Source organism: Edaphobacter sp. FHG110511_03, from assembly GCF_059115365.1.
Genome location: NZ_JBZYWL010000001.1, coordinates 55,972 through 69,658, shown reverse-complemented (window position 1 = coordinate 69,658; position 13,687 = coordinate 55,972). Strand labels below are relative to the sequence as shown.

The 13,687-nt window shown below is 54.6% G+C and carries 11 protein-coding genes and 1 riboswitch; of the genes, 2 read left to right on the top strand and 9 right to left on the bottom strand.

Translation table 11 applies throughout. The features are described from left to right. Window positions 1-61: 61 nt before the first annotated feature. Window positions 62-805, top strand: coding sequence for a hypothetical protein (locus tag AC5S26_RS00255; RefSeq protein WP_494182836.1), 744 nt, complete (start codon window positions 62-64; stop codon window positions 803-805). Window positions 806-1,049: 244 nt separating this feature from the next. Here AC5S26_RS00255 and AC5S26_RS00250 read toward each other — a convergent pair whose 3' ends face one another. From AC5S26_RS00250 to AC5S26_RS00210, 9 genes are all read right to left on the bottom strand, one after another. After that, on the bottom strand, window positions 1,050-1,844 hold the full coding sequence (locus AC5S26_RS00250; protein WP_494182835.1) for a helix-turn-helix domain-containing protein: 795 nt from the start codon (window positions 1,842-1,844) through the stop codon (window positions 1,050-1,052). A 78-nt stretch (window positions 1,845-1,922) separates the two neighbouring features. Next, a complete protein-coding gene (locus tag AC5S26_RS00245) occupies window positions 1,923-2,312 on the bottom strand; it encodes a carboxymuconolactone decarboxylase family protein (protein WP_494182834.1) in 390 nt (129 codons plus the stop codon). 685 nt (window positions 2,313-2,997) lie between these two features. After that, window positions 2,998-4,686 carry an ATP-binding protein gene (locus tag AC5S26_RS00240; protein WP_494182833.1) on the bottom strand — a complete coding sequence of 563 codons (1,689 nt, stop codon included), beginning with the start codon at window positions 4,684-4,686 and terminating at the stop codon, window positions 2,998-3,000. Next, a complete protein-coding gene (locus tag AC5S26_RS00235; protein WP_494182832.1) occupies window positions 4,683-9,044 on the bottom strand; it encodes a cobaltochelatase subunit CobN in 4,362 nt (1,453 codons plus the stop codon). The genes AC5S26_RS00240 and AC5S26_RS00235 overlap by 4 nt, the downstream gene beginning before the upstream one ends. A 2-nt stretch (window positions 9,045-9,046) precedes the next feature. After that, the gene (locus tag AC5S26_RS00230) at window positions 9,047-10,054 is read right to left on the bottom strand and encodes a FecCD family ABC transporter permease (protein ID WP_494182831.1); all 1,008 of its coding nucleotides are present in this window, start codon (window positions 10,052-10,054) and stop codon (window positions 9,047-9,049) included. Beyond that, window positions 10,051-10,818, bottom strand: coding sequence for an ABC transporter ATP-binding protein (locus AC5S26_RS00225; RefSeq protein WP_494182830.1), 768 nt, complete (start codon window positions 10,816-10,818; stop codon window positions 10,051-10,053). The genes AC5S26_RS00230 and AC5S26_RS00225 overlap by 4 nt, the downstream gene beginning before the upstream one ends. Continuing rightward, on the bottom strand, window positions 10,815-11,780 hold the full coding sequence (locus tag AC5S26_RS00220) for an ABC transporter substrate-binding protein (RefSeq protein WP_494182829.1): 966 nt from the start codon (window positions 11,778-11,780) through the stop codon (window positions 10,815-10,817). Before AC5S26_RS00220 ends, AC5S26_RS00225 begins: the two co-directional genes overlap by 4 nt. Window positions 11,781-11,802: 22 nt before the next feature. After that, window positions 11,803-11,993, bottom strand: a riboswitch (cobalamin riboswitch). 36 nt (window positions 11,994-12,029) lie between these two features. Beyond that, window positions 12,030-12,749, bottom strand: coding sequence for a CbtA family protein (locus tag AC5S26_RS00215; RefSeq protein WP_494182828.1), 720 nt, complete (start codon window positions 12,747-12,749; stop codon window positions 12,030-12,032). A gap of 33 nt (window positions 12,750-12,782) precedes the next feature. Beyond that, window positions 12,783-13,001 carry a CbtB domain-containing protein gene (locus AC5S26_RS00210; RefSeq protein ID WP_494182827.1) on the bottom strand — a complete coding sequence of 73 codons (219 nt, stop codon included), beginning with the start codon at window positions 12,999-13,001 and terminating at the stop codon, window positions 12,783-12,785. Window positions 13,002-13,059: 58 nt separating this feature from the next. Between AC5S26_RS00210 and AC5S26_RS00205 the strand changes: the two genes are divergently transcribed. Continuing rightward, on the top strand, window positions 13,060-13,671 hold the full coding sequence (locus AC5S26_RS00205) for a histidine phosphatase family protein (protein WP_494182826.1): 612 nt from the start codon (window positions 13,060-13,062) through the stop codon (window positions 13,669-13,671). Window positions 13,672-13,687: the final 16 nt, after the last annotated feature.

The window sequence follows — 13,687 nt, the reverse complement described above, 5'->3', positions numbered from 1 at the left end:
CAGCCTCCGCCGGAACGCCTCTGTCCTGGCTCGCTCAGGGAACACCCAAGGACGACCCACCATGCAGGAGCCCCTCCCCACCGGAGTCCCCACTCTCCCCGCTCCCCGCTTTTACATTACCGGCCGCCAGCCGCTCCGCCCCGGAGCCATCCTGCTCGCAACCGTTGCCGCCGTTGGTGCGCTCTCCTTGGTTCTCTACGCCCTGCGTCACACCGGACATGCACCTCTCACCCCCGGCGGCACCGGGGCTGCCCGTTCCGCCAGCGCTACATCCGGAGCCACCCCGGCTGCCAACGAGAAAGACGATCCATCCCAGATCGATACCATTGTTCTGGGTGATCCCGCCGACGCTCCTGTACCCTCTCGTCCAGGAGACCACGTCAGCCCTGTTCATCCCACCATCCTCGTTCACCTGCCCCGCTTTGGCGACCAAGTGGGCCTCATCCCCGACACCCCTGCCGGCCGCCTCCTCTATGGCTGGCTTGCCGCCTTCAACCAGGCAAGCTACTCCGCGCTTGGCAACGCTCTGCCCAATGCCGCGCTCGCCTCCGTGGTCGTTGCACAGATTGAGCTCCGGCAACAGACCGGCGGCTTTAACCTGCTCTCTGCCAAAGAGGTCCAGCCCGGAGTCCTCGTCTTCAGACTCCGCGATCAGACCCCCTCGGCGACCGAGGTCCTCGGTACCCTCCAGATGCGCCCGAACTCCAGTCCCGCTGCCATCGCGAGCTTCAGCCTCCGCGCCGTTCCTCCACCCCGCCAGGACGCCACCACTGAAGCTGTCCCACTCTCGACAATCTCGCAGTGATAAATCGGCAATCGCCCTCAAGCCGGACCCCTCTGCACGTTAACTCACACCCTACAGTTTCTCGCGCGGCACAGCTTGCCGCGGTCAATCGACGAACTTCTTCTGTGAATACAAATGACAAAAGGAGTACGATCTGTCGCGTCGTTACTCAATAGCTTCCCCGCTCGTCGGGTTGGCCATCGTGAGCATTTGGGCCTGGCAATTGCAATAAAGGCGTTCAAGGCGTGAATTGGCATGAAAGCAGCTATTGAGAACGACCTGCGTTCTCTTCGACATGAGTCGGAAACATGCACTCCACGCGCAGTTCCTGCGCAGTGACGCACTGTGGTGTACCGACCGTCGTAATCAGCGAGAAGTAAGAGAAACGTTCGTCACCCCGCCGAAAGGTGATAGGCAACACAGGGCTCTGAGGCGCCAGCGGTGGCTTTAACGCTGCGACTCCGGGATATTTCCGTAGCCTCTCCAGCAGCTCGGCGAGTCCCGCATCCACTACCTGCCCAACCGCCTCTCGCCGAACTCTTTGCAGCAGGCTCGCTGCAACCTTGTCCCACTCCTCAACAAAAGGCCGCATTCCCGCTGGATCAAACATCAGGTCGAGAAGATTGCGCGGCTTTGGTCTCGCCTCCAAATCAATGAATAAGCCAAAGAATCGTGGCGCAGATTCATTGGTTCGAATCACATTCCAGTACCGATCCAGCACAAGCGCAGGATGTGGCTCATGTTGCTGCAGCATCCGGTCGATCGCCCGTGTCACGATAGCCATCTGCTCGACATCCATACTCCGTTCGTTGTAAAGCGGAGCGTACCCTGACGCAAGCAACAGAACATTTCGCTCGCGGAGCGGAATGTTTAAAGCATCTGAAACGATCGACAGAAGATCCCGGCTGGGTACGCTCCGCCCACTCTCCACAAAGCTCAGGTGGCGTTGCGAGAACCCGGTGTCCAGCGAGAGGTCGAGCTGGCTCTTGCCGCGCTCCTGTCTCCAGAAGCGCAGCAACTCTCCGAGCTGAGGAACTGCGGAAACAGAGTGTGTTCCCATTCGATTGCCTCCGTCAAAATTGGCTGGTGCGAGTGAAGCCACACCGGCACTGGACTTGCCTGGTCTCTTCTCCCGTCGTCATCCTCGCCAGGCGTACTCCTGAAAACGATCTTCAAGCGTCGGATTGGCTACGTTCCCAGCATAGTTGGTGATCGTCGAGGCCGCGACTACGGTAATGACCTCCAGGACTTGTTCCTTTGTGAAGCCTGCACTAATGAACGAATCGAGCTCCTGCTCGCTCAAATGTCCTCGCTTTTCTATGAGCGCGTTTGCCAGGGTAGAGAGTGCAGCGAATCGCTGGTTGCTGGCCGTCCGCCGCTCGCGAATCGCCTCGGTCTCTTCAGAACCTACTCCCTCTTTAAGCGCCAGCGCGGTATGGAACGCGACGGCATACGTGCAAGAGTTCGCGACTGCGTCCGCCAAGAGAACAATCTGAATCTCCTGCTCAGTAAGACTGGTGCTATGCACCTGTGGAACACTGAAAGGAAAGCGGCCGCGAGTTTCGGCGAGTTCGCGATTACGCCGGCCAAGTTGGGAATAACGCCAAACGAGTGCTGCAACTGTTCGAGCACTGCCTTCGACTTTTCCGGCGCAGATGCGATCGTGTGAATCTGATAGGCCTGCATGTGGTTCTCCCTGTGATCTGTAGCGTCGCAATCAATCCTGTACGTCTACAGCCTCAATATCGAATAGATTGCGAGGGGCAGCAATTACCCCACAGGTAATCGTTTGGCGCAATCAACCCCCTTTGGTGTATCCAGCCTTCTATCGCCAAATCGTCATCAGAGACTCAACTCCGAAATCCTCGGGAAGCACATCTTGTACAGCCAGAGAGAGTCCGTGCAGGTCATTGGTGCTTTGGAGATATGTTCTGCAAGTCGTCAGATGAATAAACAACCTATCTGATGATGACATTTGAGGGAACGGTTAGGGGCGGAAGAGGTGCAATGAGTGATAAATCGCAAACACACTGATTGGCGGCCAGCAATCCACCTCCAGTGATTAACTGCGACGTAATTGTTCTTAGATTCCATTCGTCTAATGGAGTAAAGGGTCAGCGGTTCACATCCACTGGCGGCGATACGCAGAATACGTCGTCGTAAGGTTGTATGGGTACGAAAGGCTACATCCAAGCTTCCAATATCGGTTTGAATCAAGACAATTCAACTGTCAGATCTCCGAGAGTTGCTAACTCGTCCAGAGAGACGCAGCGGGCACGCATAGCCACCGCTAGTTTCTTTGCTCGTTCCAAGGGATACTCCGAAATTTCAGTATTGATGACAAGCGCTGGGCAACTCAATTCGGATGCGGCTCCAAGGGCATCTTGCCATGGATCTTCTCCGCGCAGCGGGAAGTTGGCCCGACCATCCGTTATGACGATGAGTAAGGTTTTGGGTGTCACACAACTTTTTGCTAAAGCAAGGCCGTGTCCCAGTGGTGTACGACCGCCTGTGGGGAGGTATTCGAGGGATGCGAACGCATCTTCAAGACTGGAGGTTGGTTCTAGCACGAGCTCCGCGGAAGAACCGCGGAATACGATGATTGCAGTTTCATCACCGGCCCTGAATGAGCGGGTCAATAGACTTACGGTCGCACCCTTCACCAATCGCATTCTCTCGTGGACAGCGTGTGATCCGCTGGAGTCGATCACAAAGAGATAGCGGGTGCCGGCGCTCGGCTCGCGCACACGCTCGTGCAAATCGATCATTCGCGGTTGAATCAACCCGGTCTCTCGCAAGGAATGCGTTATTGTGGCTCGTACATCAAGCTCTATCGGAGTTTCTGACTGCCTTGATCCGATGACCGGTCCACGGCGTATGCCCGAGGCAGCTGAGCTTTCCTTTCCAGTGGCCACGGTATCTGTGTGCTGTAGGGCAGGAGCTTCCACAGCACGGGGTGGAAAGATGCGCTCTGTGACCTTTTGAATTTCATCTTGGGGTGGGTAATCCGTTTCGGCCGGCGGTTTTTGCGTTTTCGAACTCGGGGTTGAAGGGTGATTGTCGCGAGTCCGATGAGCAAGCGCCAAGGGTAGGACAGTTGCAATATGGCTTTCTTCGACTGTCTCCGCCCCCTCTAGGGCAGTGCAAGCGATCGCAGCTCTCATGACTGCGAGATCGGCTCTTAGAGAGCGAACACCTCTTTCACAGACGCAGGACGTGATGTGGCTCAACATCTCAGCCGAACACCTAATATTGGTTAGTCTCTGTCTTGCATCAGCAATTGTTGTCCTCATTGTCACTTCTTCGGTAGACCAGTCGGCCATGAAACGACTAGGATCGCGTTCGAATGACATACGCCGTTCCATAACGGCCATTCGTTCGGCAGGGTCAAGTGGTGCACCTACTACGACCGAAAGGGCAAAGCGATCCAGTAATTGTGGACGCAGCGACCCTTCCTCGGGATTCATGCTGCCCAGCAGTACGAATTCTGCAGGGTGAGACTCGCTCAGGCCTTCGCGCTCGATCAGATGAATGCCGCTAGCAGCGGCGTCCAGCAGGGCATCACCTAGATGCGCGGGAAGCAGGTTCACCTCGTCGATATATAGAACCCCTCTATGGGCCTCCGACAAAAGGCCCGGCTTGAGGACTGGTTCTCCTTTCATTGCTCGCTCAATATTTAGGCCACCCAGAAGCCGTTCTTCGGTGGCGCCTATTGGTAGGTTAACGAACCGAGCAGGGGAGGGAAGTAGCGATGCGAGCCCCCGCGCGGTAGTGGTTTTACCCGAACCCTTGTCCCCACGTAAGAGAACGCCAAGCCGCCAATCAACCGCAGCAAGCAGCAATGCAAGCTTCATCTCATGCTGACCTACGACTGCCGTAAACGGATAAGTTGGTCGATTCATTGGATCGCCTCCCGTTTGCGTTCACCTTGGGCTTCGAGCAACGTTTCCGTATCGAAAAGAACTCCCCGTAGCGCTTCGAGAGTCTCTGGAGACGGAGACTCCCACAACTCTCGCTTTGCGGCCTCAAGTAAACGCTCCGCAATAGCATTGAGCGCCCATGGATTCGACTTTGCGAAGAACTCACGCATTTCCGGCGCGAGTGCATAATGTTCTGCCAGCCCTTCGTAGACAAAGTCAGGCGCGATTTGTGCAGTGGCGTCGAACCCAAAGATGTAGTCGACGGTCGCAGCAAGTTCTAGGCCACCTTTGTAGCCGTGTCGCTTGATGCTTTCAATCCACTTCGGATTGATTACGCGAGAGCGATAGACTCGCAGTGCCTCTTCTTTGAGATCGCGCACTCTGGCGGCTTCTGGGCGGGAACTATCTCCAAAATATGCTTTGGGTTGATTACCCGTTAGCGCACGAATCGATGCGACCATCCCTCCATGAAACTGAAAGTAGTCGTCGGAGTCAAAGATGTCGTGCTCACGATTGTCCTGATTGTGGAGGGCTACCTCGATGGATTTTAGTCGTTCAGCGAAGATCGGCTGTGCGTCTACTCCATCATTCCCTTTGCCATACGCATAGCCTCCCCACGCCAGAAAGGCTTTGGCGAAGTCTTGGTCATTGAGCCAATTACCGGTCTCAATAAGTGGGAGAATGCCGGCGCCATACGAGCCCGGCTTAGACCCGAAGATGCGGTAACGGGCTTGCGCATCGGCTTCATGTTCGGGGAGCTCTTTGTGAGTTTCCAGATCCGCAAGGTAGTGCTTGCGGGGAAAATTTTGATCGATCGCCTCATCCAATTCGACAACGAGTGAAACTGCTTGGTCGAACAGTTCAATGAGGCGAGGGAAGGCATCGCGGAAGAACCCGCTAATCCGCAGAGTAACGTCAATTCGCGGGCGCTTCAGGCTTTCTAATGGAATGACAGCAACACCATCGAGTCGTCGCGACTGAGAATTCCACACCGGTTCCACCCCTAATAATGCAAACGCTTCGGCGATGTCGTCCCCTTGGGTCCTCATTTGTGACGTGCCCCAAACGCTGAGGCCCATCATCTCCGGATATTTGCCTTCTTCCGCGTAGAAACGTTCAACTGCTTCGCGAGCAAGTTGCTGGCCTACGCGCCATGCGGCTTGAGAAGGCAGAGCGCGAGGGTCGATGGCGTAAAAATTGCGCCCCGTGGGCAGCACATGAGCCATGCCACGTGTCGGCGCTCCGGCTGGCCCGGCGGGAATATACTTGCCGTCAAGGGCATCGAGAAGATGTTCGATCTCGTCTCCCGTTTGTTCTAGTTTGGGGACAAGTTCAGTACACGCAAAATTTAAAGCTGCCGCGATATCATCGTTCTCTATTCCCAGGACGGCACGCTGGACATCGCCAATGATTGACGGCCGAAAACCGAATGTCTCGAGCATCGTGAAGAGATCGAGGGATGCTCGATCCAAGACTTCGAGAGCGTCAGCATGGGTGTAGCAAGTAGCACCTAAAAGATGCCGATCTTCGGCAAGGCGTTCCCCTGTCTGGTCGAGTAGTTTCGACAAGTCAAAGCCAAAGGCGTTCGCGAGGCTTTCCTGCAGGCTTGGTACACCGACATTACGCAGACGTGTAAGCGATCGCAGCATCTCTGGGAGTGGCGGCATCTGCCCAAGAATATGCAACCCATCTCGAATTTGTGCCATACCAATTTCACACAAATAACCGTCAAGATCCTCTATCAGATGGGCTACTTCATTTCCTGTCATCGAAGCTAACGTTGTGGGAACGCCCTCAGGAGTCAGAGCGTCATCCCATTCATGCGTATGGTCGCCGCGCTCGCGGGTGAGCATTGTCTTCATGTCCAGGTCAGTTTTGAGGTTTGTGCGTTGCACCAGTTCCCAAATCTGTTGTTGAAGATATGGAAGTTTTACTGGATCGAGTTTTTCTACTGAGTAGTATTCGTTGACGAGTTGATTCAACTCCGCGAGCGCTCCGTACGTCTCCGCGGTCGTCATCGGTGGCGTTAGGTGATCGATGATGACCGCATGCGTGCGACGTTTTGATTGGCTGCCTTCGCCAGGATCGTTCAGGATGAATGGGTAGACCAAGGGAAGATCCCCTAAAAGAAGGTCGGGGTAACATTCTTCAGAAAGCCCAATACCTTTGCCCGGTAACCATTCGAGAGTGCCGTGTTTACCCATGTGAACGATTGCGTCAGCGCCCCACCCGCCTTCAATTTCCGACGTTGCGAGCCAATGGTAAAAGGCGGTGTAATGATGGGTTGGAGGCAAGTCTGGCGTGTGATAAATAGCATCCGGATCGAGCCCATAGCCACGCGGGGGCTGCAGCGCAATGAGTGCGTTACCTAAGTCCAGCGCAGAGAATAAATAATCACTTTCATCGGCCCACGGTTCTTCCTGGTCAATAGAAACGATCTTTCCGCCGATGGTCGGAAGTAGCTTTTTGTCGGTCTTTTTCTCAGGCCGGATGCTTGGCCCATGTTTCTGTGGCTGTCCCCAAAAATCCTGCATCCTCCGTGCTGGTCGCTCTGGGAAGCCCGCAAATATTTGATGATATTTTGAGCGTGAGAAGCGCTTGGCTTGTGCGGGGTCAAGGGGGTGAAGGTTGTCGTATGTTCCCCGAGAGAGAAGGTTCTCCATCAATTCATCCGAACTCTCAGGCAAAGCCGAGATGTCATACCGTTTCGCTCGCATTGCGCGAAGCGTGGTCAAGAGACTTGCGGGTGAATCGAGACCGACGGCTCCTCCAATCTGTGAAGCTTTTGCCGCAGAGTTTGTGAGCACGAAAGCGATGCGCTTTTCTTGACGAGGCTTTCGACGCAATGCTGCAAGGCGAACGGCGATGCCCGCAACTCTTTGTGCTCGTTCCTCGTGCGCCACGTAAAGACTGTCAACGTTTTCGTTCCGCTCCTTAAACGACATCGGCACTGTAATGATCCGTCCGTCGAATTCGGGTATAGCAACGTTCACGGCGGTATCGAGCGCACTAAGACCGCGACGGGAGCCCTCCCATGCGCCACGTGGCATACCGCTAGCGATCGCTTGTATGACAGGAATACCGAGCTGTTCAAGCGCACCGAGCTCTTTGCCCGGAATTGTTACAGACCCGGTGTCGACCTCGGCAAGAGCGAACGAAAGGGTCGAAATAAGAACGTCAGCTTGTCCTTCGAACAAGCGGAAGACGCCGGGCCGCCCGTCTTCCATGGATTTTAAACTTGAGGTGAATACGCACAGAGTATTGACGCCTTTGTCCTGAAGTATCTGAGATAGGGTGTCGATGAACCCTGTATTCCCGCTCATGCGATGAGCACGATAGAACAAAATGGCAACAGTGGGTTTGGAGGGATCAGATTGCCGCCGCCAGTCCTCATAGCTTGCTGAATCTGTGTCGGACAAATAGATTCCGTGCTCTGGCATTGAACTGGCAGGTCCGTATCCATAACCGGTGAGCATCAAGCGATCGGAAAGAAAGCGAAATAGTTCCGCAAAGTTTGTTACTCCGCCAAGATCCAGGTAGCCAGCTGCAGTTTGCATCACGTCGGCAGGCGTATTGATAGTTTCGGCGAACTCCGAGGTATTCTCACCAGTTCCACTTATCAATACAAGTGACTGGCCGCGCACGATACAAGTCGCTTTAAGTTGATCGAAGCCCGGAATGCAACTGAGGGGACCGTGGCAACGAACAACAATGACTTTTGCCTTACTCATCTCGCCACTAATCAGGACCTTCATCTGGTCCTCATTGCGCAACGCATTAAGAGAGAACCCACTTACCTGAAGACCTTCAGGAAGAGATTCGGAGGCTTTGATAAGAGTGAGGAGATCCGTGTCGGCATGGGAGAGAAGCATGATAGCGCCGTTCGGTTGAACAGCCTCGAGATTCAGTAGACCGTCAGAAGAGCTCGGTAAGCGGACGTCCCAGTCGTAGTAGTTGAATACATACTCACTGAGTTCCGCAGGTGGTTGCACGAATCGATCAGCCTTCAGCATCGAATCGATGTATTCGAATATCTGGCGTACTTGCCATTCACTATTCACGGAGTGAAACCAGATACTCTTGCCATCAAAAACCAGGCTGACCACATTGGCGAGCGCACACGGACCGAGGCACCCGCCTTTCGTGAGATGGACGTCCTGACGGATCTTTCTGCGCAGCCACTCTTCCTGGTAAACGTCGACGGGAACAGCGGCATATCCTCTTTCTGTGATGCCGCAGCAACAGCCGGTATAGCAGTAAGTCAGGTGTGCGCGATGTCGAACGATATTGAATGCCCGTCCATCAGCCCGGATGACGCGTTGGCGATAAGAGGTTGACATAATTAGGCCTCCTCCAGAGGTTTTCGTTGCCGTATGACCCATATCAAATACGGGCCACCAATAAGGGCCAACATGGCGCCCGCGGGAATCTCGGCCGGCGCGATTACTACGCGCCCAAGTGTGTCGCAAGTTGCGAGGAGTGACCCGCCAAAAAAGAACGCGCTTGGGAGCAGAATTCGATAGTCCGCACTGACTTTTGTTCTGACGAGATGCGGGACGATGAGGCCGACAAACCCGATAGGACCGGTGAGCGCAATTGTTGCAGCAACAAGGATGGAACCGGCGATGTAACCCGTTCGCATAACAGTAGTGATCCGAACGCCGCGCGAAGCGGCCCAAAGTTCACCCACCGCAAGCAGATTCCAACTCCGGGCTTGGAGAAGGATCATCGCGCCCAAAAACATGACAACGCATGCAAGTACCGCCAACGATAGATAGCTTGTTGAATCGATACTTCCAATAAGCCAATGGGCAATGGAGAAGGAACGAGACATACCAGCGTAACCACCGAGGATAACAATGCAGGCCGCGCTCACGCTGTTGATAGCAATACCTGTGAGCAGGAGGCTAAACGCCGAAATGCGGCGGCTGTGGAGCGAACTGCCGATTACTAGACCGATGACCGAAAACGCACCTGCAAGCGCTCCAAACCACGTGCCCGGGAGTCCCCAGATTGTTGGCCATCCCCCTGCAATCACCGCTACTGCGCCGAGCGAAGCACCGCCCGTGATGCCAAGGGTGTAGGGTGTTGCGAGAGCGTCGCGCAACATCGCTTGAAAGAGCGAGCCAGCCAAGGAAAGTGCTCCACCTGCTAGCAGGGCGAGTAGCGTCCGGGTTAGCCGAAGCTGGATAAAGATGTCATAGTCGGGCGCCTGGCGATGCAAAACGTTCGCCAGGTTGATAGGCCCCGCACCAATCCATGGAAGTAGCACCACGCTTGCCGCGAACGTGAAGATCGCTACAGCTAGGCTCCGACGGGAGACACTCGACATTTCGTGAAGAGCGCTCATTGATACCAGATCCAGGGCGCATCCGCAGATGTGCGGTCTATCCTCAGACGGGGGGAGAAAATCTTTAGCCAGTCTTGATCCTCATGGGCCTGCGATGGTAGAAAGTCATACTTCACGACACCATCGGCGAGCACGAGTATTCGCGTGCAATGCGTCAAAGCGAGATTTAGATCGTGTGTGACGGCAATGCAGACTTTGCCACGCTGCGATTCTTCTTGGAGCAGTGAGAAACTGTGCAGTTGCTGTTCAATATCCAGAAATGTGGAGGGCTCATCTAACAGCAGGATGGACGCACTTTGAGCAAGGCATGCTGCTAGTAGTACGCGCTGGCGCTCTCCGCCACTGAGTGTGCTGAAGGTACGATGGCGATGTTGCCAGCAGTTGGTTCGTTCCATTGAACTCTGGATTAGTTTGTGGTCTTCCTCGGATTCGAACCATCTATCGGTATGTGGATATCTGCCCATTGCGACGAGTTGTTCGGACGTGAAAGGAAGGCTCGCGTTTACGGCCTGCGGTAGGTGGCTAATACGTTGAGCAAGTTCACGAGGTCTCCACTGTCGCTGATCGCGCCCTTCCACCTCAATTGCGCCGGAATCCGCTTTGCGCAGGCCGGCGAGGATGTCGAGTAACGTACTCTTGCCCGCACCATTGACACCAAGCAGAGCAAGAAACTCTCCTGGAGCTGCTTGGAATGTTGCAAGCTTCAGAACTTCTCGCGTGCCGTGCGAGAAGCTGAGATCGTCAATGGCGAGAACATGGTTCAACTTTGTAGCCCTCCGCCGCTTCCATGAAGGAAATCGAACAACATTTCGGCGGCCTGAGGCGCACGTGGGCCTGGAACCAAAAGAACGTTCGAGGTGCCGAAGTACACACGGCCACCGCATACAGCTTTAAGCGTCTGGTTCTGCCGCCAGAGCGACAAAAGGGCTGGACGCTCTTCTTGTCGCTTCGCCTCAGAATCTTGCATGCTGCTGAGATCGAGAATTACATCCGGGTTCTCGCGGATGATCGTTTCCATCGAAATGTGGGGATACCGTGGGAGTCCAGGTTTTGCGAGCACATTGGTCCCCCCGGCAACTTCCAGAATTTCATTGAGGTAATTGTCGGGGCCCACTGCTGTTAAGTCTGTCAGCGTTCCTTGTCTACGATTAACGATCACAATGACATGGGGGGATGGCGAGGTACGGGCTTTCATTCGGGTGTTTTGCAGCGAGCTTTTGATTCGGCCGACTACAGCAGCAGACCGGTCTGGTACTCCTGCAGATCTTGCGATGATTTGGATCCCCGTTAGAACGTCATTCAATGTGCCGTGCGGAACTTCAACAAACCCAATACGCAAGGCTTTGAGCCGATCTGTCAGATCAACGGGCGCCGTCTGAAGAACTACTAAGTCGGGTGCGAGCCGTGCGATCGCTTCAAGGTTAGGTTTGACGTAGGTACCGACCTTGGGAAGTTTGGCAACCTCAGGAGGAAAATCACAATATTGTGAAACGCCGACGACCTGCCCCCCGAGATCAAGTGCGAAAAGTGCCTCGGTGATGCTAGGCGCCGTGGAAACAATGCGGCGAGGCCGCTGCTGGGCCAGAAGTGAACGCGCGAAGATTAGACAGAGGAGTCCGCTTGTGAAGTTGCGCCGCGAAAGAATATGAGCATTCGGGATCGCCGCCCGAACGAGGGAGCAAGACTGACGCGGGTTATCCTCGAAGAGGTCAATATTGGGGCGCAAGAGTCTGTTCTCCGCAGAACGTTGCAAACATGAACCCCTGGCAGGTCTCCTGGCTCAAAGCGACATTTGCATGTCGACTGCCTTCCTTCCCCGGTTGTTCGACCGAGTGGTATTGCAGGCAGCGTCTCTTTGTTTACAGTGGCGGGACCGCGCCGGTATTTCCCCGGACTTCCCTTTTAAGCCCTATTGGGCACCTCGGGTTAATTCATTTGTATCACGGTGGAGTGTCTGGACATGAAGCAAGCGCCCCTAGAACTTTGCACCCGACCATCGCTTGTCGCGCTCCGTCAACCAACCAAATAGAAGTCCGATCGATGCCCAAAGCAGAACTTGAAGAGCCCATGACGCCAGACGAAATTGCCAAAGCAAATCAGCAGGGAATCCTGTCGGGACTTCGTTGATCGGTGGAAGGAGATAGCCGATGATGGTTACTATTGCGATAAAAAAGATTGCGGCCAAAACCCCGCCATTCCATCCTCCAAATCGCCGTATTGAGTAGCGTCCGATCTTAATCGATACGACCATTGCAAGAACAGAGAGCAGGATCATTAAGAAGAATGCGCTAGTTCTAATGCCAATTGTTTCAGGGTTGCCGACTGACGGCGGGCTAGCAGGATATTTGAGGCTTGGAACGAACACAACGGTTATGAAACCAATGCAGGCGAGGAACGCGGCGAGGTCGCGCGGACGGGTCGGGCCGACGCGTCCATATGAAAAAGCGAAACTAAGGCCGAAAAGACCCCCTAATGCCGCGCCGAATGTTACCGTACCAGTGAGTAGCCCGACGGTTTTCTGAACGCGCCGGCTGAAAATCTCTGGCTCTTCTTGATCGTGTATATGGCCGGTGCCGGATTCAAAGGCAATCGCGCGATCCACTTGAGGTTCGCCCAGCCAGTGAGCGGAAACGAATACAACCAGGCCGGCAAGGATGCCGACCAACATGCCGCGGATGAGTAGGCTACGTGCCAAGAGACATTCCGACCTTAGGTTAGAATCCGTCTCTCAGTGACAGGGAAAACCCAGGAGGTGGCGGCCATCGTGAACGAATTCGTGAACTGTACGACCGTGCATGATACTGGTCGCGCCTTGTTCGGCTCCCACAAAGTAGATTGCCAATAGGAGCAGGAGCCCGCCGAAGAATGCCCATGGAAGAATCTCAGACAACGGAATCGTGGGAACGAAGATTGGCTGCGAGATCGAACCTGTGTTTTGCGATGCCATGCGAAGCTCCTTTTTTTCAGTGTAGCGCAAGCGACTCTCGTAAGATAACACCTACTTTATGAAGTCCAACGCTCTGCATGGTCGCCTCACGTTGATAAGCCACCCAGCTACGCGGGAACAAAAGGCCGGTATCTTTCCGCTTGATGAACCTTTAGATGAGCAGTCCTTGCGGGAGCTTGCACCCGTACCTCGGAGAGTGTCAAGAGATATCAAGGTATTCGTGGCTCCAGAACTTCGGACACGACAGACATCGGACGCTCTAGGATTGAACGCGATAGATGATTCAGAACTTCGAGATTGCGATTTCGGACGATGGCATGGCCGTTCTCTAGAAGAACTGCAATCGGAAGAGGTTCAAAGTCTGATTGATTGGCTGAACGACATTCGCGCAGCACCACACGAAGGCGAATCTTTTTACAAACTAATGACAAGAGTCGGAGCTTGGCTCGACAGGCAACGAGGTGCTGGTTCCGTCGTTGCTGTGACGCATGGGTCTGTTATTCGGGCAGCAGTGGTGTATGCGATGCAAGGCTCTCCGCATCAGTCATTTCTGCGCTTAGAAGTTTCTCCGCTCACAATGACGGACATTCGTTTTGGCAACGGCTTTTGGTGCATACGTTCAGTGGGTGTTCCATTAGAGGCCAAGAGCCTAATGAAAAGTATGTGGTAGCACTAAGCCGCGGAGA